The 22621-nt window shown below is 71.4% G+C and carries 22 protein-coding genes; 11 read left to right on the forward strand and 11 right to left on the reverse strand.

Annotated elements, in window-relative coordinates; genetic code table 11:
• The first annotated feature begins 3 nt into the window (after positions 1 to 3).
• Both CA984_RS02900 and CA984_RS02905 read left to right on the forward strand, forming a co-directional pair.
• Entirely contained in the window at positions 4 to 963 is a 960-nt protein-coding gene (locus CA984_RS02900; protein ID WP_086567717.1) for a diacylglycerol/lipid kinase family protein, read from the forward strand.
• A 281-nt stretch (positions 964 to 1244) separates the two neighbouring features.
• Positions 1245 to 1499: a WhiB family transcriptional regulator gene (locus tag CA984_RS02905; protein WP_012894683.1), complete on the forward strand. Its 255-nt coding sequence runs from the start codon at positions 1245 to 1247 to the stop codon at positions 1497 to 1499.
• A gap of 58 nt (positions 1500 to 1557) precedes the next feature.
• Here the strand turns inward: CA984_RS02905 and CA984_RS02910 are convergent, their stop codons facing one another.
• Positions 1558 to 3021, reverse strand: a complete 1464-nt coding sequence (locus CA984_RS02910; RefSeq protein WP_086567719.1) for a sensor histidine kinase — start codon at positions 3019 to 3021, stop codon at positions 1558 to 1560.
• A gap of 68 nt (positions 3022 to 3089) precedes the next feature.
• On the opposite strand from CA984_RS02910, the gene CA984_RS02915 reads away from it, so the two are divergent.
• The 5 genes from CA984_RS02915 to CA984_RS02935 all read left to right on the forward strand — a co-directional run bounded on the left by CA984_RS02915 (position 3090) and on the right by CA984_RS02935 (position 8210).
• A complete protein-coding gene (locus CA984_RS02915) occupies positions 3090 to 3767 on the forward strand; it encodes an aminotransferase class I/II-fold pyridoxal phosphate-dependent enzyme (protein WP_242675698.1) in 678 nt (225 codons plus the stop codon).
• 76 nt (positions 3768 to 3843) lie between these two features.
• Positions 3844 to 4563, forward strand: coding sequence for a GntR family transcriptional regulator (locus CA984_RS02920; protein ID WP_012894686.1), 720 nt, complete (start codon positions 3844 to 3846; stop codon positions 4561 to 4563).
• 65 nt (positions 4564 to 4628) lie between these two features.
• Positions 4629 to 5351: a dethiobiotin synthase gene (gene bioD, locus CA984_RS02925; RefSeq protein WP_086567725.1), complete on the forward strand. Its 723-nt coding sequence runs from the start codon at positions 4629 to 4631 to the stop codon at positions 5349 to 5351.
• 86 nt (positions 5352 to 5437) lie between these two features.
• Positions 5438 to 6406 carry a thermonuclease family protein gene (locus tag CA984_RS02930; protein WP_086567727.1) on the forward strand — a complete coding sequence of 323 codons (969 nt, stop codon included), beginning with the start codon at positions 5438 to 5440 and terminating at the stop codon, positions 6404 to 6406.
• Between the two features lie 151 nt (positions 6407 to 6557).
• Entirely contained in the window at positions 6558 to 8210 is a 1653-nt protein-coding gene (locus CA984_RS02935; protein ID WP_086567730.1) for an acetolactate synthase, read from the forward strand.
• On the opposite strand, the gene CA984_RS02940 is transcribed toward CA984_RS02935, so the two are convergent.
• Positions 8207 to 9808, reverse strand: a complete 1602-nt coding sequence (locus CA984_RS02940; RefSeq protein WP_086567733.1) for a serine/threonine protein kinase — start codon at positions 9806 to 9808, stop codon at positions 8207 to 8209. The genes CA984_RS02935 and CA984_RS02940 overlap by 4 nt on opposite strands.
• Positions 9809 to 10390: 582 nt before the next feature.
• Between CA984_RS02940 and CA984_RS02945 the strand changes: the two genes are divergently transcribed.
• Complete coding sequence (locus CA984_RS02945; protein ID WP_207620685.1) at positions 10391 to 10771, forward strand: thioesterase family protein; 381 nt, start codon at positions 10391 to 10393, stop codon at positions 10769 to 10771.
• Between the two features lie 281 nt (positions 10772 to 11052).
• Here CA984_RS02945 and CA984_RS02950 read toward each other — a convergent pair whose 3' ends face one another.
• The 7 genes from CA984_RS02950 to CA984_RS02980 form a co-directional block, all read right to left on the reverse strand.
• Positions 11053 to 11265 carry a biotin/lipoyl-binding carrier protein gene (locus tag CA984_RS02950; RefSeq protein ID WP_012894694.1) on the reverse strand — a complete coding sequence of 71 codons (213 nt, stop codon included), beginning with the start codon at positions 11263 to 11265 and terminating at the stop codon, positions 11053 to 11055.
• Positions 11266 to 11330: 65 nt separating this feature from the next.
• On the reverse strand, positions 11331 to 12662 hold the full coding sequence (locus CA984_RS02955; RefSeq protein ID WP_086567739.1) for an acetyl-CoA carboxylase biotin carboxylase subunit: 1332 nt from the start codon (positions 12660 to 12662) through the stop codon (positions 11331 to 11333).
• Positions 12663 to 12819: 157 nt separating this feature from the next.
• On the reverse strand, positions 12820 to 14109 hold the full coding sequence (locus tag CA984_RS02960) for an HD-GYP domain-containing protein (RefSeq protein ID WP_086567741.1): 1290 nt from the start codon (positions 14107 to 14109) through the stop codon (positions 12820 to 12822).
• 115 nt (positions 14110 to 14224) lie between these two features.
• Positions 14225 to 15580 carry an HD-GYP domain-containing protein gene (locus CA984_RS02965; protein ID WP_086567744.1) on the reverse strand — a complete coding sequence of 452 codons (1356 nt, stop codon included), beginning with the start codon at positions 15578 to 15580 and terminating at the stop codon, positions 14225 to 14227.
• A gap of 199 nt (positions 15581 to 15779) precedes the next feature.
• Positions 15780 to 16724, reverse strand: coding sequence for an NAD-dependent epimerase/dehydratase family protein (locus CA984_RS02970; RefSeq protein WP_086567747.1), 945 nt, complete (start codon positions 16722 to 16724; stop codon positions 15780 to 15782).
• A 49-nt stretch (positions 16725 to 16773) separates the two neighbouring features.
• On the reverse strand, positions 16774 to 17040 hold the full coding sequence (gene rsrA, locus CA984_RS02975) for a mycothiol system anti-sigma-R factor (RefSeq protein ID WP_012894700.1): 267 nt from the start codon (positions 17038 to 17040) through the stop codon (positions 16774 to 16776).
• A gap of 67 nt (positions 17041 to 17107) precedes the next feature.
• The gene (locus tag CA984_RS02980) at positions 17108 to 17644 is read right to left on the reverse strand and encodes a sigma-70 family RNA polymerase sigma factor (protein WP_242675699.1); all 537 of its coding nucleotides are present in this window, start codon (positions 17642 to 17644) and stop codon (positions 17108 to 17110) included.
• Positions 17645 to 17996: 352 nt separating this feature from the next.
• On the opposite strand from CA984_RS02980, the gene CA984_RS02985 reads away from it, so the two are divergent.
• Complete coding sequence (locus CA984_RS02985; protein WP_086567751.1) at positions 17997 to 18737, forward strand: class I SAM-dependent methyltransferase; 741 nt, start codon at positions 17997 to 17999, stop codon at positions 18735 to 18737.
• Between the two features lie 57 nt (positions 18738 to 18794).
• On the opposite strand, the gene CA984_RS02990 is transcribed toward CA984_RS02985, so the two are convergent.
• Together CA984_RS02990 and CA984_RS02995 are read right to left on the reverse strand one after the other, a co-directional pair.
• Positions 18795 to 19127 carry a TraR/DksA family transcriptional regulator gene (locus tag CA984_RS02990; RefSeq protein WP_086567753.1) on the reverse strand — a complete coding sequence of 111 codons (333 nt, stop codon included), beginning with the start codon at positions 19125 to 19127 and terminating at the stop codon, positions 18795 to 18797.
• Positions 19128 to 19308: 181 nt separating this feature from the next.
• Positions 19309 to 20070, reverse strand: a complete 762-nt coding sequence (locus CA984_RS02995; protein ID WP_086567755.1) for an SOS response-associated peptidase — start codon at positions 20068 to 20070, stop codon at positions 19309 to 19311.
• 59 nt (positions 20071 to 20129) lie between these two features.
• On the opposite strand from CA984_RS02995, the gene aroA reads away from it, so the two are divergent.
• Complete coding sequence (aroA, locus tag CA984_RS03000; RefSeq protein WP_207620687.1) at positions 20130 to 21407, forward strand: 3-phosphoshikimate 1-carboxyvinyltransferase; 1278 nt, start codon at positions 20130 to 20132, stop codon at positions 21405 to 21407.
• An 85-nt stretch (positions 21408 to 21492) separates the two neighbouring features.
• Complete coding sequence (gene rsgA / locus CA984_RS03005; RefSeq protein ID WP_086567760.1) at positions 21493 to 22545, forward strand: ribosome small subunit-dependent GTPase A; 1053 nt, start codon at positions 21493 to 21495, stop codon at positions 22543 to 22545.
• Positions 22546 to 22621 lie beyond the last annotated feature (76 nt).

Below are 22621 nucleotides of genomic sequence, written 5' to 3' on the forward strand. Positions count from 1 at the left end.
ATTATGCGCGCGATGCTCCTGGTGAACCCCAAAGCGACGTCGACCAATCAGCGGACGCGGGATGTGCTCATCGGAGCGCTGAGCGCCATGATGAACATCAAGGTCGAGGAGACCGCGTACCGGGGACACGCGGCCCTGCTGTCCCGCAAGGCCCACGCCTCGGGATACGACGTGGTGGCCGTGCTCGGCGGCGACGGCACGATCAACGAGGCCGCGAACGGCCTGCTCGACGCGGAGGACGGCAAGCGCGGGAGCGACGGGAGCGCGGCGGACCGGCCGGCGCTGCTGGTGATCCCCGGCGGCAGCGCGAACGTCTTCGCCCGCGCGCTCGGGCTGCCGAACAGCCCGGTGGAGGCGGCCGGCGCGGTGCTTGAGGCGATCCGTGAAGGCCGGCGGCGGACCGTCGGGCTGGGGCAGGCCCTCTGGGGAGACGAAAGCCGATATTTCACCTTCTGCAGTGGCTTGGGGTACGACGCCGAGGTGATCCGGGCGGTCGAGGGCATGCGCGGCACCGGCCGCAAGGCCACCCCCACGCGCTATGTGAACACCGCGCTGAACCACTACCTCTCGACCGACAAACGCCACGCCGCCATGACCGTCGCGGGCCCGGACGTGCCCGCGGCCGGAAACATCTTCATGGCGGTCGTCTCCAACACCTCGCCCTGGAGCTACGTGGGCTCCCAGCCGGTCTGCCCGACCCCCTGGGCGAGCTTCGAGACGGGCCTCGACCTCCTGGGACTCCAGCGCCTGGGCCTGCCGTCGATGCTCCGGCTCATCCCCCAGATCATGGGGGTCCGCGACACGCTGCCCGTCGGCCGCCATCTGGTGCAGCTCCACGACGAGAGAGAGTTCACCCTGACCGCCGAGCGTCCCGTGGCGTTCCAGCTCGACGGGGACTACCTGGGAGAAGTCGAGAGCGTAACGTTCCGGTCTATCCCGAACGCGTTACAAGTCTTGGTCTAGCTCGTTACAAGCGGTCATTGTGTGACGCATCCGACATGCATATCAGGCAAAACGTTCGCCCAAACCTCTTGCGTGTACTGAGCGTGGCTGCCAATCTCAACATTGACGTCGGAACGTAGGACCTTTGAGCGGCCACCTCGCTCCCAGGTCGCCGGCGATCAAGTGGACCTGCCCCCGGACCGAACCAGGCTCGGGTAATCGTTCGCGCCGATTAGTGAAAGTCTTCACAAAGTGAGCCGACGGAGCCGCAGCAAGGGCTCCTCTTACGAAGGAGTGGACGCATGGACTGGCGCCACCGCGCTGCCTGCCGTGACGTGGACCCCGAGCTGTTCTTCCCGATCGGCAACACCGGCCCCGCCCTGATGCAGATCGAAGAGGCCAAGCAGGTCTGCCGTACGTGCACTGTAAGTGAAGCATGCCTGAAGTGGGCACTGGAATCCGGGCAGGACGCCGGCGTCTGGGGCGGCCTGAGCGAGGACGAGCGCCGCGCCTTCAAGCGCCGCACGGCCCGCGCCCGCACCCGCGCGAACGCCTGATCCCGCAGCACAGCGCGGACACCCGATCCCGAGAGCGCGTCCCCCTCCCCGGCCCGGCTCAGACCGCGGGGAGGGGAATGCCGAGGGTGACCTCCGTGCCACCGCCCTGCCGGGGCTCGATGGCCAGCCGCCCGGACAGCTCCCCGACGACCAGCGTCCGCACGATCTGCAGGCCGAGACTGGTGGACGACTCCAGGTCGAAGCCCTCGGGCAGACCGGTCCCGTCATCGGAGACGATCACGTCCAGCCGGTCGGCCCCCCGCGAGACGATCACCTGAAGCCGGCCCGGCCGGTGGGCCAGCCCGTGCTGGACCGCGTTCTGCAGCAGCTCGGTGAGGACCATCGCCAGCGGTGTGGCGATCTCCGAACGCAGCACCCCGAACGTCCCGACACGGCGCGGCACGACCTGTGCCTCCGGCGCCGCCACCTCGCCCGTCATGGCGATCACCCGGTCGGCGATGTCGTCGAAGTCCACCTGCTCGTCGGGCGTGTGGGACAGCGTCTCGTGCACGATCGCGATCGACCCGACCCTGCGCACCGCCTCCTCCAGCGCCTCGCGCCCCTCCGGCAGTTGCAGCCGCCGGGCCTGCAGCCGCAGCAGCGCGGCCACCGTCTGCAGGTTGTTCTTCACCCGGTGGTGGATCTCCCTGATGGTGGCGTCCTTGGTCATCAGCTCCCGCTCGCGCCGCCGCAGCTCGGTCACGTCGCGGATGAGCACCAGCGCGCCGATCCGCCCGCCGCCGACGACCAGCGGGATCGCCCGCAGCTGCACCACCGTGCCGCCCGACTCGACCTCGGTCTCCCGGGGTTCCCGGCCGCTCGCCACGATCATCAGGTTCTCGTTGATGGGCTCGTCGGAGTAGCAGAGGGCGGCGGTGGTACGGCCCAGCTCGGCGCCGACCAGGTCGGCGTTGAGGCCCAGCCTCCGGTAGGCCGACAGCGCGTTCGGCGAGGCGTAGGTGACCCGGCCCGCGCGGTCCAGCCGGAGCAGCCCGTCGCCCACGCGCGGCGAGCGGACCAGGATCGGCTCGGCGCCGGAGAACGGGAACCGCCCCTCGGCCACCATCTGGGCCAGGTCCGAGGCGCTCTGCAGATAGGTGAGCTCAAGCCGCGAGGGTGTGCGCGCGGACGACAGGTTCGTCGAGCGCTGGATCACGCCCAGGAAATGGTCGGCCCGCCGTACCGGGATGGTCTCCTCGCGCACCGGGACCCCGCTGGACCAGTCGGGGTCGCCCTCCCGGCAGATCCGCCGCTCGTTCCAAGCGGTGTCGATGAGCACCCGCTCCCCCTTGGCCACCGTCATCCCCACGATGTCGTCGTGGTAGACGGTGGGTCCCGTGGTGGGCCGCATCTGCGCGATGGCGATCCACCCCGGAGCCTCCCTGAGCGGGATCCACAGGATGAGATCGGCGAACGACAGGTCGGCCAGGAGCTGCCAGTCGGAGACCAGCGAGTGCATCCATTCGAGGTCGGCATCGTCGAGCGCGGTATGACGAACCACCAGGTCGCTTAGAGTCGGCACCCGTGCATCATGCGTTCTTTGCGGGCCCAAACGCGAATCGGGCGGGTCTGGCTGGCAAGATGCCCGCTATGGAGCAGACCCCAGACCCGTCGGCGCGCTCGCGCGCGGCCGCGGGCACGCGGGGGGCGGCCGGGTCGGAGCGGGTCCTGCGCGCCCGGACGCCGGACGACGACGGCCTGATCGACCTGGCCTCCGACGACCGTCTTGGGCCGGCCGGGGACGGACGGCCGGTCGAGGCGGCGACGGCGGCCGAGCCGGGCGTTGTGAGAACGATCACACTCTCCGCGTCCCCGGGATCGCGGGGCGGGGCCGTGCTCGGGGCCCCGGAGGTGATCGAAACCCTGATGGACACGGCTCGGTCGTTCGTCCTCGACACCGGCCTGCTCCCCGGCAGCGTGGCGACGGCACTCGCCGCTGTGGATATCCTTCAAAACCAGCCCGAACTGCCCGGATGCGTGCGGACCAGAGCGAAAGAGCTGGCCTCGATGGCCCGTCGACTCGGCCTGGAGACCGACGATCCGGCGGGTGCGGTCGTCCCGATCGTGCTCGGCCCAACCGGGGCCGCACTCCGGGCCGCCCTCATCCGTGCGGAACGCGGAGTGCGCGCCGGATGTCTCCGGCCGCCCTCGGTGCCGGCCGGCCGCTCTTGCCTGCGGTTGACCGCGCGGGCCAATCTGAGTTCCGATGATCTAGCGGTGATCAGGGGTGCACTCACCGCCGTGGCCGAGATGAAGGTGACCATGTGAGTGAGCGAAGCGGGCGAGCCGGTAGGCACGGCACCTCCGGCCACGCCGTTTCCGAGCCGTCAGGCGAGGTGCCGACGTGACGGACGACTCCCCCAGGATTCCTAAGTACTACGACGTCAAACGTAGTCTGCTCGCGCTGACCAAGTCCCTGTCGGCGGGCAGCGCGCTGCCCCCCGAGCGGACCCTGGCGGTGCGCTTCGAGACGTCGCGCACCACCGTGCGGCAGGCGCTGTCGGAGCTGGTGGTCGAGGGCCGCCTGGTCCGCATCCAGGGCAAGGGAACGTTCGTCGCCCACCCCAAGGTCGCCCAGGTCCTCCAGCTGACGTCCTACACCGGCGATCTGCGGACCGTCGGCCTCGAACCCGACACCAAGATCCTCGACATCAGCTACATCACCGCCGACGAGCCCCTGGCCCGCCGGCTGGCGATCAACCCCGGCGGCCGGGTGCTGCGCATCCACCGGCTGCGCCTGGCCAACGGCGAGCCGATGTCGATCGACACCACCCATCTGTCGGCCCGGCGCTTCCCCCGGCTCCGGCGCGAGCTGGAGGTGCACTCCTCGCTGTACGAGACGCTGCACAACGCCTACAACGTGCGGCTGACCGACGCCGAGGAGATCATCGAGACCGTGCTGGCCACGCCGTACGACGCGCAGGTGCTGAGCGTCGACGTCGGCCTGCCGATGCTGCTGCTCACCCGGCACGCCTTCGACGCCGACGGCAACCCGGTGGAGTGGGCCCAGTCCCTCTACCGCGGCGACAGGTACAAGTTCGTCACCCGCCTGCGCCGGCCCTGACGTCCCGGACAGGACCGGCCGGCGGCCTGGATCGTGACAGGTGACCGCCGCCTAAGGTGAGGTGCGTGAGCATTCTCGTGGTCACCGGGACCGACACCGGCGTGGGCAAGACGGTCGTCACCGCCGCGGTGGCCTCGCTCGCCAGGGAGCGGGGCGCCTCGGTCGCGGTGGTGAAACCCGCCCGGACCGGGGTGGCCGGCACGGAACCCGGCGACCTCGACGAGGTCATCCGGCTCTCCGGAGTCACCTCGACGTTCGAGTTCGCCAGGTTCCCCGACCCGCTGTCTCCTGCGGCGGCGGCCCGCGAGGCGGGCCTGCCGCCGCTCTCCCTTCCCCGGGCGGCGGCCCGGATCGGCGAGCTGGCCGAGTCGCACCGGCTGGTGATCGTCGAAGGGACGGGCGGGCTGCTCGTCCGCTTCGACGAGGAGGGGGCGACCCTGGCCGACCTGGCCCGGACGCTCTCCGCGCCGGTGCTCCTGGTGACCCGGGCGGCACTGGGCACGCTCAACCACACCGCGCTGACGCTGGAGGCGATGGCCCATCGCGGGCTGGAACCGGCGGGGGTGGTGATCGGGTCCTGGCCGGCCGAGCCCGGCCTGGCCGAGCGGTGCAACGTGGCGGACCTGGAGATGCTGGCCGCCCGGCCGCTGGCGGGCGTGCTCCCGGAGGGCGCGGGGGCCCTCGGCCGGGAGGCCTTCGCCCGTACGGCCCGCGCCGGGCTGGGGCCCGTGCTGGGTGGCGGATTCGACGCCTCGGCGTTCCGGAGGAGCTTCAGGCTCTCGCCGTAGGCGACGGCCGGCGCGCGGGCGGAAGACGGCGCGTGTCGACATCCTCCCCATGGCTGAAGCCCGGGGAGGATGTCAACATGTGAGACATGGCCAAGGCGATCGAACAGCCCGTTCCCGGCATCACCGTCGGACACGCGCTTCTCGCGCGATCCGCAGGAGTCCCGCAGCCCGTCGACAAGCTCGTGCACGACGGCGACACCATCAACATCGCCGCCGACGGCAACTTCGGCGTGCGCCTGCTCGGCGTGGACGCCCCCGAGGTCAGCTTCGAGCTGCCCCGCAGTTCCATCGTCCCCGACCTGCCCAAGGGGTTCGTCAAGATCTCGCACCCGGCCTGGACCGGCTTCCTGGCCGATCCGTTCGCGCCGGGCTTCGAGCCGCTGCCGCTGCGCGCCGCGCTCCACGACCACCTGCTGGGCAGGCTCGACGCGACCACCGCGCGCAACCACGCCGAGCTCGGCGGACCGCCCACCCAGGCCCTCAAGGACATGATCAGCTCTGACATCGCCGAGCAGGGCCTGACCGGTGAGACCTTCAAGCTCCGGCTGGCCTTCGCGCACGAGATCCTCGACCGGTACGGCAGGCTGCTCTGCTACGTCAACCGCGACCAGAAGCTCAAGCCCAGGCCCGCGCCGTACAACGAGCGGCTGCTCGCCGGCGGGCACGTCATGCCCTACTTCATCTGGCCCAACGTCGACCCCTTCGTCCGGCAGGAGAACCGGGTGGCGCAGGCCGTGCCCGCTCCCGGATCGGCCCGCACGGTGGCCGAGGCGGGCGCGCTGGGCCGGGCCCGCGAGTCGGTACGGCAGGCCCGCCAGGCGGGCCTGGGGCTGTGGAACCCGGCGGACCCGCTGAAGCTGCACGCCTTCGAGCTGCGCTACCTGGCCGGACGCCGGGCGCCCGACCGGTATGTCCTCGACCTGTCCGACAGTTCCTCGGAGCTGCTCCACCCGCAGAGCTACCACCGCGTCCCGAACCCGGAGGACCGGTTGTTCGTCAACCCCGAGCACGCGCCCCTGTGGGCGGAGAGGGGCTGGTCGGTCCCGCCGCTGTAGGCGTACCACCGCAGGAGCGCCGGCCGGGGGCTCCGGGGGCCTCCGGCGGCCGGGTGACCGCGAATACGCGCTGGCAGCGTTAGGCGGGAGGAATCTGGGCAGGGTGAGGAATCCCTGTCCGGCTAAGTGACTGACTGGTAGGTTGCGCGGTATGGAGTCCCCAAAGCACGCAGGCGACATCGCGGTCGCCGTCTCCAAGGCCTATGGCATCGAGACCATGTTCACCCTGTCCGGCGGGCATGTCTTCCCGCTGTATGACGGGGCGGTCCACGAGGGCATGCCCATCTTGGACGTGCGGCACGAGCAGAGCGCCGTGTTCGCCGCCGAGGCCACCGCCCGGCTGACCCGCAGACCCGGCCTGGCCGTCCTCACCGCCGGCCCCGGGGTCACCAACGGCGTCAGCGGCGTGGCCACCGCGCACTTCAACGGCTCCCCGGTCGTGGTCATGGGAGGCCGGGCGCCGCAGTCGCGCTGGGGATCGGGCGCGCTGCAGGAGATCGACCACCCGCCGCTGTTCGCGCCGATCACCAAGCTGGCCTTCACCGGCTCCGGCCCCGACTCCGTCGCCGAGGACGTGGAGATGGCCTTCCGCACGGCCCTCGCCCCGCACCGCGGCCCCGTCTTCCTCGACTTCCACATGGACCACCTGTTCGCCGCCGCGCCCCCGCCGGACCATGTCACCGAGACGCTGACCCCCTCGCCCCTGGAGCCCGACCCCGACGCCCTCGCCGGGATCGCCCGGCTGCTCGCCGAGGCCGAGCGCCCGGTGCTGGTGCTGGGCTCGGACGTGTGGATGGACCGCGCCGAGGAGGTCGCCCGGAGCTTCGCCGAGGAGTTCCGCCTGCCGGTCATCCCCAACGGCCAGGGTCGCGGCATCCTGCCCGCCGGGCACGAGCTGCTGGTCACCCGGGCACGGGGACTGGCGCTCACCCAGGCCGACCTGGTGATCGTGGCGGGCGCCCCGATGGACTTCCGTCTCGGCTACGGCTGGTTCGGCGGCAAGGACGGCGCCCCGCTCGCCAAGGTCGTCCACCTGGCCGACGCGCCGTCGCAGCTCACCACGCACATGGAGCCCTCCGGCGTCGCCGCCGGCGACCTGTCGCTGGTCTTCTGGGGCCTCGGTACGGCCTGCAACCAGGCCGGTGTGTCCCCCAAGTCCTACGCGCCGTGGCTGTCGAGGCTGTCGGAGGCCGCGGCGGCCGCCGTCGCCGCGGACGCCGGCCTGCTGGCCTCCGAATCCGACCCGATCCACCCGATGCGGATCTACGGCGAGCTGGCCAAGGTCCTCGCCGACGACGCCGTGGTGATCGGCGACGGCGGCGACTTCGTCTCCTACGCGGGCAAGTACGTCGAGCCCAAGCAGCCCGGCAACTGGCTGGACCCGGGCCCCTACGGCTGCCTGGGCACCGGCCTGGGCTACGCCATCGCCGCCCGGCTGGCCCGCCCCTCCTCGCAGGTGGTGCTGCTGCTCGGCGACGGCGCGGCCGGTTTCTCGCTGATGGACGTGGACACGCTCGTACGGCACCGCCTGCCGGTCGTGATGATCTGCGGCAACAACGGCATGTGGGGGCTGGAGAAGCACCCCATGCAGATGCTCTACGGCTACGACGTGGCCGCCGAGCTCCAGCCGCAGTGCCGCTACGACCAGGTGGTGACCGCACTCGGCGGCGGCGGCGAGCTCGTCACCGACCCGTCGCAGATCGGCCCGGCGCTGCTGCGCGCGTTCGACTCCGGCGTGCCGTACATGGTCAACATCGCCACCGACCCGTCCGTCGCCTACCCCCGCAACACCACCGGGGTCTAGGGACCCGGGGTCGCGGTCGGCGTGGGGGTCGGCGTCGGCGACGGCGGGCAGCCGTTGTTGGCCACGACGATCTCCACCGCCTTCCGGGGGTCCCACATGGTGCTCGCCCCGGGGTGCTGCTCGACCACCTCCACGCACTGCGAGGTGTCGAGGTCGGCGCTCTCGCTGACCTTCACCTTCAGGCCCGCCTTCGTGAGCGCCTCCTTGGCCGCCTCCGGCTTCATGCCCATGACGTCCGGCACCCGCCGCTTCGGCAGTGGTGTCGGCGTGGGGGTCGGCGTCCGGGTGGTCTGCGTGGGACGGTCGTTCGGCTGAGGGACGGTCGGGGTCGGTTTCGTCGTTTTCCGCCCGCCTTTGGTCCTCGACGGCTCCGGCGACTCGCTCACGCTGGGCACCGGGTCGACCCCCCTCTGGGAATCGGTCGGCACCGCGGAGGAGGCCGCCATCCCGTTGATCGCCACCGCGACGAGACCGACGCAGATCACACCCGCCGCCGCGGACACGGCCAGCATCCCGCCCTTGCGGCGCGGCCTCTTCGCGGCACGGCGGCCACGTCCTTGCTGGACCGCCTCGGTGGCCGGGCCGGGTGAGGGCGCGGTCGTGGGCGGCACGGCTCCCTGCAGGCCCATTTGGGACGGCGGAGCGTGCCAGCCGGTCTCCGGCAGCGCGGCTCCGTGCCGGCCCGTCTGCGGCGACGAGGGGCCCTCCCAGCCGCTCTCCCGCGCGGCGTAGGAGACCGGCGGCATCGCCGTCGCACCGGTCTCCGGCCCGAGGTGCGCCGCCTGCCTCGCGGCGGTGCTCATCGCGGTGGCGCTGGGGAAACGCCGGGCCGGGTCCTTGGACAGGGCCCGCTCCACCAGGGCGCGGATCGCGGGCGGGACGTGCGGCGGCAGCGGCGGCGGCGTCTCGCGGATGTGCTTGAGCGCGATCGTGACGGGGGTGTCGCCGTCGAAGGGCCGCTGACCGGCCAGGCACTCGTAGGCCACCACGCCCAGCGCGTAGATGTCCACCGCGGGGGTGACCGGCGCCCCCTCGGCCTGCTCGGGCGCGCAGTAGGCGGCGGTGCCGAGCACCATGCCCGCGTCGGTCAGCCTGCTGGCCGCGTCGGACCTGGCGATGCCGAAGTCGGTGAGCACGAGCGTGCCGTCGGAGCGCACCAGCAGGTTGCCGGGCTTGACGTCCCGGTGGACGATGCCCTGATCGTGTACGGCCTGCAGGGCCGAGGCCGCCTGGGCGATGAGCTCCATCGCGGCCCCGGGGGCGATGCTCCCCAGCCGTCCGAGCAGCCGGTCCAGCGGCTCGCCGTCCACGAACTTCATCACCAGGTATGCCGTCGCCCCCGCGCCGGGCACCTCGTGAACTCCGTAGTCGTAGACGTCTACGACCCCGGGGTGATTGACCGTCGCCATCGCCCGGGCCTCACCCTGGAAACGCACCAGGAAGCCCGGGTCGTCGGTACGGCCCGGGAGCAGCACCTTGACGGCGACGGTGCGGGCCAAGACGATGTCCTCACCACGCCACACCTCGCCCATACCGCCGGCGCCGATGCGGGTATCCAGACGGTAACGCCCCGCCAGCGTCGTGCCTTGGGCCACCATGACTCCCCCGTAACCCTCTCCGCTCCCACCCCAGGGTTCTCCAACAAAGCGGATTTGTATCGCGCCAACGTCACGGCAACGTAACGAAACCCTGCAAGCCGTATGCCTCACAAACAAGACGCGTGCCGTAGCATCGCACAAATCTCAGAACTTTTGAGCGTACTCGTACAGCTTGCGTGCCTTTAGAACAAGGACTGCCTGGAAGTCGCCGACCATGAAGGCCGACGGCTGCCACGGGCCGCGGTAGGAATCCGGCCCTCGAAATCCTCCACAAGAGTACGCAAAATGAACATCAACCTAGCCGCCGGACAGCAGTGCTCGATCCACGGCGGAATTCGATCTCCTCCGGGCCGGGCTCAGCCACCGGGCAGACCGTGCTCCGCCCCCGGGCAGACCGTGCTCCGCACAGCGCGCGGACCAGCCGGTGGGGGCACCCGGACCACCGTCCGGCGTCGGCGGCGGCGCGGCAACGCGGCGGCTCCATCGCACGCGCGGCCAGGCGGCCCGCGTGATCGCCCTCTTCCGCCGACCGGCCGCAGTGATCGCAGGAGGAGGTCGCGCGGTCACCTTATGCTGACGCCCATGACGCTGACTCCCGGCCTGCGCGCACGGCTTCTCATCATGGTCGAGAAGGAGGACACCGCGACGAAGATCGGCAGCGGGGACGTCCCCGTCCTGGCCACCCCCCGCGTGCTGGCCCTCGCCGAACAGGCCACCGTCCAGGCGGTCGCGGGCGCCCTGGACCCCGGCCAGACCTCCGTGGGCACCAAGGTCGCCCTGGAGCACCTGGTGGCCAGCCCGGTGGGTACCCACGTCGAGATCGCCGCCGAGCTCACCGAGGTCGACGGCCGCCGTCTGGTCTTCGCCTTCACCGCCCGCGACCGGAACACCACCGTCGCGACGGGCACGGTCGAGCGCGTGGTGGTCGACCGCGAACGCTTCCTCTCCAGGCTCACCCGCTGACCGGCCGGACCTCCGCCGACCGTCCACGCCCTCCGGCCGGCCGTTCAGGCTCTCCGGCCGACCGTCCATGCCCTCCGGCCGGCCGTTCAGGCTCTCTCGCCGAGTGCCCGGCTCATCCGCTGAACTCCCACGCTCAGCTGCGCTGACGCTCGTCTGCGGTCGCGCGGGACCCGCAGGCCGGCCACCCCGCCCATACGGCGCTCTCGCCGGCACCGGTGCGGCGGGAGCCGGGACGGCGGCGGCCGGGGGCGACCGGGACGGCGGCGGGGCGCACGGCCGGGCTAGTCGATGACGGCGATGAGGTCGCCCTCCTGGATGACGTCCCCCTCGGCGACCTTGAGCTCGGTGATCACACCGTCGTCCTCGGCGATGACCGGGATCTCCATCTTCATCGACTCAAGGATGACCAGGGTGTCGCCGTCCTCGACGGTGTCTCCCTGAGCAACGAGGACTTTCCAGACATTCGCCACCATCTCGGCGCGTACTTCAGCCACCGGACACTCCCATCAATCACTGTGGTTCAACTGTGCCAGACCGGCCCGCTCGGGCCCTCACCTGCTCAGGCCCGCATGCGAGCCACCAGTCCGGTGTCGTAGCCACCGCCGACGAACTCGGGGTGCTCCAGCAGCTCCGCGCAGAACGGCAGGTTGTTCTTGGGCCCCACGACCTTGAAGTCCGCCACGGCCGCCCGGGCGCGCTCCAGGGCCTCGGCCCGCGTCCGCCCGAACACGCACAGCTTGGCCATGAGCGGGTCGTAGAACGGGGTGACCGTGTTCCCCTCGGCGTAACCGGAGTCCACCCGGACACCCTCGCCCGACGGCTCCACCCACACATCGATCGTGCCGGGTCCCGGGAAGAACCGCTTGGGGTCCTCGGCGTAGACGCGGAACTCGATCGCGTGCCCCCGCACGGCCACCGACGGCGCGGTCTTCTCACCCGCGGCGATCAGCAGCTGCTGCTCGACCAGGTCCACCCCGGTCACGAGCTCGGTCACCGGATGCTCCACCTGGAGGCGGGTGTTCATCTCCAGGAACACGAAGTCCTGCTTGTCGGCGTCGACCAGGCACTCCACGGTGCCGGCGCCGAGATACCCGACGGCCTCACCCGCCCGTACGGCCGCCGCCAGCATGCGCTCGCGCAGCTCCTGGGTGATGCCGGGGGACGGCGTCTCCTCCACGACCTTCTGGTGGCGGCGCTGCACCGAGCAGTCACGCTCGCCCAGCGCGACGACCGTGCCGTCCGCGAGACCGAGGATCTGCACCTCGACGTGGCGGGCACGCTCGATATAACGCTCAAGCAGGATCGCGGACGTCCCGCCGAAGCGCGAGGCGGCCCTGGAGGCCTGTTCGAACGCCTTGGCCAGCCCGGCCTCGTCGTGGGCGACGCCCATGCCGATGCCGCCGCCCCCGCCCGCCGTCTTGACCATGACCGGGTAGCCGATCCCGGCGGCGGCCGCCACGGCCTCCTCCAGGTCGGTGACCGGCTCGCGGGTGCCGGCGGCGACGGGCACCCCCGCGGCCTCCATCAGGTTCCGCGCATTGATCTTGTCGCCCATCTGCTCGATCGCCTCGGGCGAGGGGCCGATCCAGGTCAGGCCCGCGTCGATGACGGCCCGGGCGAACCCGGCGTTCTCCGAGAAGAACCCGTAGCCCGGGTGGACGGCCTGGGCGCCCGACACACGGGCGGCCTCAAGCACCTTGGCGGCGTCGAGGTAGCTCTGCGCCGGATTGGCCGGTCCCAGCGGGATCGCCTCGTCGGCCTCCCGCACGAACGGCAGATCGGCGTCGGCCTCGGAATACACCGCGATGGCTCGCAGTCCCATGCGCTGGACCGTGCGGATGATCCGCCGTGCGATTTCTCCGCGGTTGGCTACCAGAACAGACTCGAACACGTTGGTGGACCCCTTTCGACCGCTCCACCCTATGACCGGGGTCTCGGCACAACCGTTCGCCCGAAACCACCGATCGCGGCAACACGATCTGTAGGAAACCCACAACCGCACACGGCCGGAGACCCCCGGGGAACGTTTCCCGGAGCAGGCGGATCCCTCAGAGCCGATATACCGGAGTCAGCCTGTCGATGACGCGGGCCATGGCCTCGACGACCGGTGGATCATACTCCCCACCGGCGCCCAGGCGGAGCCGTTCGAGGGCGGCACCGGCCCGGTCCCGGTCGGTGGAGCCGCCCACCAGGTCGTCATAGGCGTTGGCCACCTTGATGATGCGGCTGGCCGGCGGCGGGGTCTCGGCGCAGGAGTCGCACTGGCGCCGGACGATCTCGGCCACCCGGTCCAGCACCCCGGTCTGCCGGATCACCTCGGCGCCGAGCTCGGCGATGCGCCGGGCCTGCTCGGGCTCGGTGAGAACCGTGGCGCCGCCGGGGATCGGGTCACGTAGCGAGAGCTGGCCGATGTCGTGCATGAGCGCGGCGTATTCCAGCTCCAGCAGCTCGGGCTCCGCCAGGCCGAGCTCCCGCCCGACCGCGACCGCCAGGCGGCTCACCCGGCGCGAGTGCCCCGGCTCGACGTAGCCCCCGACCTCGGTGACCCGGGACAGCGCCCGGACCGTCTGGAGGTAGGTGGCCCGGATCCCGGCGTATTTCCGGAAGGCGACCTGGGTGACCAGCAGCGGCGCGGCGAAGACCAGCAGCGCAGCCATGTCCATGCTGTGCGAGGCGAGCGCGAGCAGGATGCCGGAGGCCGCGACGGCGGCCCACAGCGGCGCGGCCATCCGCGCCTCGTCGTGGAGGGCCACACCGAAGGCGGCACGCACCTGCTCGGCCCGGAGCACGGCGGCCAGCAACACGTCGACCATCGCCATCACCAGGATGAGCAGGGCCATCACCCCGAGCGCGGGCCACCAGCCGCCCTCCGGGCCCTTCGTCAGGCCGAACAGCGGTCCCGCCAGCGGCCGGTAGGCCAGGGCCAGCAGCGCGCCGGTCAGCAGCCTGCGTGCCATCGCGTCCGGCCGGGGCGGCCTGCCCACGGCCAGGTGCGGCAGCGCCCCGGCGGCCATGCCGACCGCCAGCACCGCGACGACCTGGAGCGCCGAGTGCCGTGCCGGGACGTCGCCCATGTCCAGCAGCAACGTGTAGCCGAGCGCGGCGGCCGCGCCGATCGGCGCCACCTCCCGGTTGCCCGGCATGGTGAGCCTGGCCAGCTCCCCCGCCGCGATCAGCGCGCCGAAGCCGATGGCGACCTCGGGATCGAGCAACCCGGTGGCGGCGGTGTGCGCCACCCCCGCCACCGCCAGCAGACCTGCCGCGCAGATCAGCAGGAGCTGGCCCGAGTCGAGCCGCTGGAACGCCCGCGTGGTGACGCCGGCGCCGGTGCCGGTCATCGTTCTGCACCCATGGTCGCGTCCGTCTTCCCACTCGCCCCGCCCGTCCGGCGGCTCACCGCTCCGACACCCAAGGTCGCATCCACCCTCGCACCCGCCCCGCCCGTCCGGCGGCTCACCGCTCCGACACCACCTGGATGGGCATGGTCGGGTCGTCGTGGTCCTTGGTGGTGGTCTCCGCCTCACCGGCCGGAGGCGTGATGACTTTGCGCGGGGGCTCCCAGCCGTCGCGGTCGACGGCCTTGATGAACGCGACGACCATCACCGGGTCGAACTGGGTGCCGGCCCCCTTGCGGAGCTCGGCCATGGCCACCTCCACGGGACGGGCGCCCCGGTAGGAGCGGTCGGAGGTCATCGAGTCGAAGGCGTCGGCCACCGCGATGATCCGGGCGAACTCCGGGATCTCGTCCCCGGCCAGCCCCATGGGGTATCCCTTGCCGTCCTGCCGCTCATGGTGGTGCATGATCCCGGCGAACGCCTCGTCCAGGAAGTCGATGCCGCGCACGATCTCCAGCCCCCGCATCGGGTGGAGCTGGATGGCGGCGAACTCCTCCTCGGTGAGCGGGCCGTCCTTCTGCAGCACCTTGGTCGGCACGCCCAGCTTGCCCACGTCGTGCAGCATGCCCGCGTAGCGGATCGCCCGGAGCCGCTCGGACCCCATGCCGATCTCATGGGCGATCATGCCGGAGGCCAGCGAGACGCGGGTGCAGTGGCCACGGGTGTAGTAGTCCTTGGTCTCCACGGCCTGGCAGAGCGCGGCGATCGTGGCGTCGTAGGAGCGCTGCTGGGCGTGGTACTGGCCGAAGGCCCAGCGGGCGACGAACAGCGGGAGCAGCACGAGGACCGCGGAGATCGAGCTGACCGTCGCCCAGAGCCCGGCGATCAGCAGCCCGAAGGTGGCGTAACCCAGGTAGGAGACCATGAACTGGGCCACCCCCCGCAGCGGCACCTGGTCCGCCTGGCCGGTGAGCACGAGCACCAGCGCGATCAGGATGAAGTTGAGCGGGACGAAGACCGCCGCCGCGCCGGCGAACGGCACGATCAGGTCGTCGAACCCGGCGATGGTCGGCAGGCCGACCCCGCCCCCCAGCCACTCGTAGGCCTTTCCCGCGATGTAGCCGCAGACGGCGAACTGGGCGCCGTTGAACAGCCGCTTCACCAGCGGCAGGCCGGGCCGCACGCTGAAGACGGCCGTCATGCCGACCAGCGCCGCCCCCTCGGGGCCGACGAGCACCACCGCGGCGAGCGCGGCCGAGAAGCTGACCGACACCGCGGCCTGCTTGACGTTGAGCAGAGTCGGCACCGACTCGCACACCAGGAACAGCAAGGCCAGCACCAGCAGGTTCGACCAGTCGAGCTGCTCGAGACGACCGCTCACCGCCACGCTGTATCCGAGCAGCGCGAACGCCGCTCCGATCACAGCGACCAGGTAGACCTTGGCAAACCACGGCAGTCCACGCAAAGCGGCCACCCTTGGGTCCTACGAGCGCGTGCTCAAGTCCAGGAGATCCCCGGACGTGCGGGGTTGACCGTTTCCTTCAACATGCGCTGCCTCCATGTCGTTTTCGCAACTCAGGCTACAGAAGCAAGCCCGGACCGGAGGGACTGATCGAGAATCGCAAGCAAAGCGTAACCAAGCCATCACCGCACGCCATCGCGGGACGCCAGGGCTAACGGGCCGCCAGACGGGCCCTCGCCCAGTCGACCGTGGCCTTCAGCCCCGTGACCAGGTCCGTCTGGGGGCGCCAGCCCAGCCCCTCGATCGCGGGCGTCGGATCGACGGCCATCGCCGGCAGGTCGCCGAGGCGCGCCTCGGCGCGGCCCGGCCCGTCGGCGGCGCCCGCGGCCTCGGCCACCAGGGTGTGCAGCGCGCGGTCGGTGGTCTCCACCCCGGTGCCCAGGTTGAACCGGCGGCCGTTGCCGGCGCTTCCGCAGGCCCGGGCGAAGCCGTCCACCACGTCGTCGACGAAGACGTAGTCACGGGTCTGGGCGCCGTCGCCGTACAGCACCGTGGGCGTGCCGTTGAGCAGGGCGTCGGTGAAGATGGCGACCACCCCGGCCTCGCCGTCGGGCGACTGGCGCGGGCCGTAGACGTTGGCGAGCACGAGCGTGGTGTAGTCGATGCCGTACAGGGCCTTGAAAGCGGCCAGGTAGGTCTCCGCGCTGAGCTTGGAGGCCGCGTACGGCGAGCGCGGGTCGACCGCCGCGTCCCCGGGGACCGGGATGGCCGCGGGCCTGCCGTACACGGCGACCGAGGAGGCGAAGACGACCTTGCGGGTGCCGCCGTGGTGGGCGGCGGTGAGGACGGAGGCGGTGCCCTCGACGTTGAGCCGGGCGTCGTGGACGGGGTCGGCCACGCTCTTGCGTACGCTGACCTGCGCGGCGAGGTGGCAGACGACCTCGGGCTTCCACTCGGCGACCAGGCCGATCAGCGCCGGGTCGCGGACATCCATCTGGTGCAGCATGAAGAGCGGGCTCTGCGCGGCGGCGACGAGGTTGCCGCGATCCCCGCTGGACAGGTCGTCGACGGCCATGACCTCGTGGCCGTCCGCCAGCAGCCGGTCCACCAGATTGGATCCGATGAATCCCGCTCCACCGGTGACGAGTATCCGCATGCTGCCCCCCAGCTCGTATGGCCATGGCCGTACGAGAGATCCTAGGAGGTCAGCCGGTCAGTTCAGAGCGGACCTGCTCGATTCTGGTGAGCACCTTGGCCCGCAGATCCTCCGAGACCCGGTCACACCCGCAGTGCTTGGCGATGAGCTGCTTGACGACCTGCTCCAGGCCGTACTCCTCCAGGCAGGGCCCGCACTCGTCCAGGTGCTCGCGGATGTCGACGCAGTTGTTCTCGTCGAGCTCGCCGTCGAGGTAGGTGTAGACCTTGTCCAGGACTTCCCGGCAGTCGGTGGCGTGAGGCTTCCCGCAGCTCATGCGATCACCTCGCCCGGGGTCGCCGGGCCGGTGCGCCCGAGCCCGTGGTCGCCGTCGGATCGCTCGCTCACTTCGCACCCTCCGCGGGAACCAGGCCACGCTCGCGGGCGTAGTCCTCAAGCTGCGTCCGCAACTGGCGGCGGCCACGGTGGAGCCGCGACATCACGGTCCCGATGGGGGTGCCCATGATCTCGGCGATCTCCTTGTAGGGGAAACCCTCGACGTCGGCGAGGTAGACCGCGATCCGGAACTCCTCGGGGAGCGCGGCCAGCGCCTGCTTCACGTCGCTGTCGGGGAGATGCTCGAGCGCCTCGATCTCCGCGGACTTCAACCCGGCCGAGGTGTGCGACTCGGCCCTGGCGAGCTGCCAGTCCTCGATCTCCTCGGCGCCCGACTGCTTGGGCTCCCGCTGCTTCTTGCGGTAGCTGTTGATGAAGGTGTTGGTCAGGATGCGGTACAGCCAGGCCTTGAGGTTCGTGCCTTCCTGGAACTGGTGGAAGGAGGCGAAGGCCTTGGCGAAGGTCTCCTGAAGGAGGTCTTCGGCATCCGCTGGGTTCCGGGTCATCCGAAGCGCGGCGGAGTAGAGCTGGTCGAGATAGGGCATCACATCCCGCTCGAACCGTGTGCTCCGCTGCTCCAGAGTCTCCTCGTCTGTCGCAGGGACCGGACCCACCCCCTTAAGATCGCCGGAGCCCTGCTGACGCGGGACTCCGTACTGAGCGGAGAATACCCGCTCATCAGGGAGGGACCGATCACCGGGGCGGGTGATGGGTTCGATCAACGCGAGCATCGGCTTGCCAACCTCCCGAAAGGATCGTGCGTTGTCCGCTTGCAACACGCCCGTCCGGTCATCTGTTCCCACAAGATAGAAGGTGACGAAGGACCCGGTACGGGGAAAAACATACGTACCGGCAGGTAGCTGTAGACCACCGGATACCCGACGCCAGGAGCCGCTTGTGCTGCCCATCCCGGCCGAAGAGCTGAACGGCTCAGGAACGCTCGGGCCGTACTGGACCTTTTATCGCGCGGTCGCCGCCGAGCAGCTGAGCCGATGGCTGCCGGAGAGCCCTTCCACCGTCCTCGACCTGTCCGGCGGCAGGGGCCGCTGGTCCGCCCAGGCCGCCAGGGCCGGACACCGGGTGCTGGAGGTGGTCGACTTCCGCCGGACCGTGGAGGGCCAGCCGCTGCTGCACGACGCCTCCAAGGTCCGCCAGGTCCGCGCCGACGATCTCCGCTTCCTCCCTGACTGCAGCGTGGACGCCGTGCTCGCAGAGGAGCGGGCGATGTCGGTGGAACTCATGGCCGAGTCCGCGATCGGCGACGTCGCCCGGGTGCTGCGTCCGGGCGGGCGGGCGCTGGTCTGCGTCGACTCCCTGGTGCTGGGCATGGCGATCCTCGCCGAGCAGAACTACTGGGCCCATCTGCGCCAGACCGGCGAGGTCATGCTCGTGCCCTGGCCGGACGGGAGCATCACCCGGTGCTTCAGCAGCGGCCAGCTCCGCGACCTGCTCACCGAGGCGGGCCTGGAGGTCGAGTGGATACGGCCCCGCACCGTGCTGTCCCCCTCGACGGTCGACCACGTGCTGGCCTCCGACTCCCGCGCGCTCACCTGGCTGGTGAACACCGAGCTGGAGGCCCACACGGACGACGACGACACGGTGGGCATCCACCTGGTCGCGAGCGCCCGCCGCCGGTAGGGCGCCCGGCCACGGCTCCGCGGGGCTCTCAGCCCCGCGGAGCGGGACGGTCCCGGGTCAGCGCCTGCGCTCGCGCCTGGACTGGCACTGCACGCAGCGGGTGGCGTCGGGGCGCGCTTCGAGCCTGCCCTCCGGCACAGGTCCGCCGCAGTCGGCGCAGAGGCCGTAGAGCCCCTCGTCCAGCCGCTTGAGCGCCTCCAGCACCGACCGGCGCTGCTGGGTGGCCGCCTCCAGCATGGCCCGGTTGCGGTCCGCGTCGGTCAGGACCGACCCGCCGTCCGCCGGGGACCGGTCCCACACCGCCAGAGGATCTCCCCGCAGGACCCCGATGGACCGGTCGAGCTCGGCGAGCATGCTCTCCAGGCGCACACGCGCGGTCGTGTCGTTCACGTATCCGCACCTCCGCAGGGTGGGGACGGCCTGTGAAGGGATCCCCGATTCTCCCGTCAGGCGCGAAGGGGATGAATTTATGCGGCGATAACCCCCTCAGGAGATATCGCCTTCATCAGCGGATGCCCACTTGCCGAGGGTTTTACACCGGTCACGGAGCGTTTTCGGATACGGAGCGCGCTCAGAAGAGCGCTTGACCGTCACCTTCCTCGTCCCGCAGCGGCTCGATCAGCTCCGGGCCGTTGTTCCGCACCGAGTTCACCGCGGTGGACACCGGATACACCTTCAGCCCGGTGGAGCCCGCGGGGACCAGGAACCCCTGCGCGTCGGGCACCCCGGGGTCGAGCCACTCCGACCAGCGGTCCCGCTCGATCACCATCGGCATCCGGTCGTGGACCTGACCGGCCTCGTCCAGGGCGGAGGTGGTGATGATCGCGCAGGTCACCAGCCACGCGAGCGGGTCGTCGTCGGGCCTGCCCCGGTCCCGCCAGAACTCGTACAGCCCCGCCATGGCCATGACCCCGCCGTCGGCCGGCTGGATGAAGTAGGGCTGCTTCTTCGGCTTCTTGGCCGTCCCGTCCCCCTCCGGCACGGCCCACTCGAAGTAGCCGTCGGCGGGGAGCAGGCACCGGCGCTCGGCGAACGCCTTGCGGAACGACGGCTTCTCGGTGACCGTCTCCACCCGCGCGTTGATCAACCTTGAGCCGATGGACGGATCCTTCGCCCAGGCCGGGACCAAGCCCCAGCGGAGCACCTGCAGCTGCCGGACCGCCCGGCCCTCCGGTCTGGCCTTCGGCACCCGGCTCATCACCGCGTAGACCGGTTTGGTCGGCGCGACGTTGTAGTCGGGCCGGAGCTCCTCCTCGGCCGCCCCGTCGACCTCGACCTGGAACTCCTCAAGCAACTCCTGCTTGTCGCGCGTAGACGCGTATCTCCCGCACATATCACCACCTTGCCACGCGTTCGAGAGCGCAGCGTCACCACCCCGGTAGGCTTTTGACCATGTCCGCTCCGCTGTGGCCCGCACCGACCGCGACCGAACCCGTCCGTGCGGCCGTTCCCCTGCCCGGCTCCAAGTCCGTGACCAACCGCGCGCTGCTGCTCGCGGCGCTGGCCGACGGCCCGGGCACGGTACGGCTGGCACTGCGCAGCCGGGACGCCGACCTGATGGCGGACGCCCTCCGGGCGCTCGGCGCCACGATGACCCCCTCCAACGAGGGCGCCTCCAGCGTCGACTGGGCGATCACGCCCGGCCCGGTCACCGGCGGGGCGCGGATCGACGTGGGGCTCGCGGGCACCGTGATGCGGTTCGTGCCGCCGATGGCGGCGCTGAGCGACGGCGAGGTGTTCTTCGACGGCGACCCGCACGCGCGCAAGCGGCCGATGGGCACGATCCTGGCCGCGCTGCGCGCCCTCGGCGCCGAAGTGGACAACGACGCCCTGCCGTTCACCGTCCGGGGCCCGCTGACCGGCGGGGAGGTGACGCTCGACGCGTCGGGATCCTCCCAGTTCCTCTCCGGCCTGCTGCTGACCGCGGCCCGGTTCGACAAGGGCCTGACAGTACGGCACGCCGGCCCGCCGATCCCCTCCCAGCCGCACATCCGGATGACCGTTCAGATGCTGCGCGAGTTCGGCGTCCGGGTCGACGACTCCGAGCCCGACGTCTGGCGGGTCGAGCCCGGCCCGATCCGCGCCAGGGACTTCACCGTGGAGCCCGACCTGTCCAACGCCGCGCCGTTCCTCTGCGCCGCGATGGTCACCGGCGGCACGGTCACCGTCCCCGGCTGGCCCTCGGAGACGACCCAGCCGGGCGACCAGCTCCGGCGGCTGCTGGCGGACATGGGCGCCTCCGTCGAGCACGTGCCCGGCGGGCTGAGGGTCACCGGCACCGGGCGCGTCGGCGGCATCGAGGCCGACCTGCGCGACGTCGCCGAGCTGACCCCGACGATCGCCGCCCTCGCCGCCCTGGCCGACTCCCCCAGCCGGATCAGCGGCGTCGCCCACATCCGCGGGCACGAGACCGACCGGCTGGCCGCGCTGGCCGCCGAGATCAACGCCCTCGGCGGCGACGTGAGCGAGACCGCCGACGGCCTGGAGATCCGGCCGCGCCCCCTCACCGGCGGGGTGTTCCACACCTACGACGACCACCGGATGGCGACCGCCGGCGCGGTGATCGGCCTGGCCGTGCCGGGAGTGCAGGTGGAGAACATCGCCACCACGGGTAAGACTCTTCCGGAGTTCGCCTCCATGTGGGCGGACATGCTGGAGGGCGCGCGGTGACGGGTCACCCGGGCGGCACGCCCCGGAGGCGACGCCCGGCGGCGGCGGACGACCGTTCGCACGAGGTCGGATCGAGGCGGCGAAACTGAGAAAGCGCGAATACGACGAGGACGACGTCAGGGTCAGGCCGGGAAAGGGTTCCCGGCCCCGGACCCGGATCCGTCCCGCGCACGAGGACGCGGTCGGGGGTTTCGTGGTGGCCGTCGACCGGGGGCGCTACACGTGCCTGGTGGAGTCGGTGGGCGAGAAGGGCCGCCGCCGTAAGAAGGACCAGCCGGAGGGCGCCGCGATGAGCGGCCGGATCGTGGTGGCCATGAAGGCCCGCGAGCTCGGCCGCAAGGGGATCGTGGTGGGCGACCGGGTGGCCCTGGTCGGTGACGTCTCCGGCGCCTCCGACACGCTGGCCCGCGTCGTCCGCGTGGAGCCCCGTACCTCGATGCTCCGCCGGTCCGCGGACGACACCGACAACACCGACGGCATCGAGCGTCCCGTGGTCGCCAACGCCGACCAGCTCGTGATCGTGACGGCCCTGGCCGACCCGCCGCCCCGCCCGCGCATGATCGACCGGATGCTGGTGGCGGCCTTCGACGCCGACATCGAGCCGATGCTCTGTCTCACCAAGTCCGATCTCGCCTCGCCCGACGAGCTGGTCTCCCTCTACTCCCCCCTCGGCGTGCCGTACGTGGTGCTCCAGAAGGGCGGCACCCTCGACGAGGTCCGGGAGTGCCTGAGCGGCCGGATCAGCGTGCTGGTCGGCCACTCGGGCGTCGGCAAGTCCACCCTCGTCAACGCCCTGGTCCCGGACGCCAACCGGGCTGTCTCCCATGTCAACGCGGTGACCGGCCGGGGTCGCCACACCTCCACCTCGGCCGTGGCCCTGGAGCTCCCCGAGGGCGGCTGGATCATCGACACGCCGGGCGTGCGCAGCTTCGGCCTGGCCCACGTCTCGGTGGAGACCGTCCTCGCCGGCTTCCCCGACCTCGTGGAGGGCACGATCGCCTGCCCCAAGGGCTGCACCCATCTCAGCGAGGAGTGCGCCCTGGACGCCTGGGTGGCGGCCGGCCACGCGGACCCGGCCAGGCTCGTCTCCCTGCGCCGCCTGCTCGCCAGCCGCGAGGGCGCACCCGACGAGGATTAGCGGCATGGATCCCGGGACGGCCAGGGCTCGGGACGGTCGGGACGGTCGGGACGCGGGACGGCTGACGGCCAGGGCC

This window comes from Streptosporangium minutum, assembly GCF_002149035.1.
In the GTDB taxonomy this organism is placed as follows: domain Bacteria; phylum Actinomycetota; class Actinomycetes; order Streptosporangiales; family Streptosporangiaceae; genus Streptosporangium; species Streptosporangium minutum.

Coding starts and splice junctions, on each gene's coding strand:
- CA984_RS02900 (WP_086567717.1), top strand. CDS start 4: ATGCGCGCGATGCTCCTGGTGAACCCCAAAGCGACGTCGACCAATCAG.
- CA984_RS02905 (WP_012894683.1), top strand. CDS start 1,245: ATGGACTGGCGCCACCGCGCTGCCTGCCGTGACGTGGACCCCGAGCTG.
- CA984_RS02915 (WP_242675698.1), top strand. CDS start 3,090: ATGGAGCAGACCCCAGACCCGTCGGCGCGCTCGCGCGCGGCCGCGGGC.
- CA984_RS02930 (WP_086567727.1), top strand. CDS start 5,438: ATGGCCAAGGCGATCGAACAGCCCGTTCCCGGCATCACCGTCGGACAC.
- CA984_RS02935 (WP_086567730.1), top strand. CDS start 6,558: ATGGAGTCCCCAAAGCACGCAGGCGACATCGCGGTCGCCGTCTCCAAG.
- CA984_RS02940 (WP_086567733.1), bottom strand. CDS start 9,808: ATGGTGGCCCAAGGCACGACGCTGGCGGGGCGTTACCGTCTGGATACC.
- CA984_RS02945 (WP_207620685.1), top strand. CDS start 10,391: ATGACGCTGACTCCCGGCCTGCGCGCACGGCTTCTCATCATGGTCGAG.
- CA984_RS02960 (WP_086567741.1), bottom strand. CDS start 14,109: ATGACCGGCACCGGCGCCGGCGTCACCACGCGGGCGTTCCAGCGGCTC.
- CA984_RS02970 (WP_086567747.1), bottom strand. CDS start 16,724: ATGCGGATACTCGTCACCGGTGGAGCGGGATTCATCGGATCCAATCTG.
- rsrA (WP_012894700.1), bottom strand. CDS start 17,040: ATGAGCTGCGGGAAGCCTCACGCCACCGACTGCCGGGAAGTCCTGGAC.
- CA984_RS02980 (WP_242675699.1), bottom strand. CDS start 17,644: ATGCCCTATCTCGACCAGCTCTACTCCGCCGCGCTTCGGATGACCCGG.
- CA984_RS02995 (WP_086567755.1), bottom strand. CDS start 20,070: ATGTGCGGGAGATACGCGTCTACGCGCGACAAGCAGGAGTTGCTTGAG.
- aroA (WP_207620687.1), top strand. CDS start 20,130: ATGTCCGCTCCGCTGTGGCCCGCACCGACCGCGACCGAACCCGTCCGT.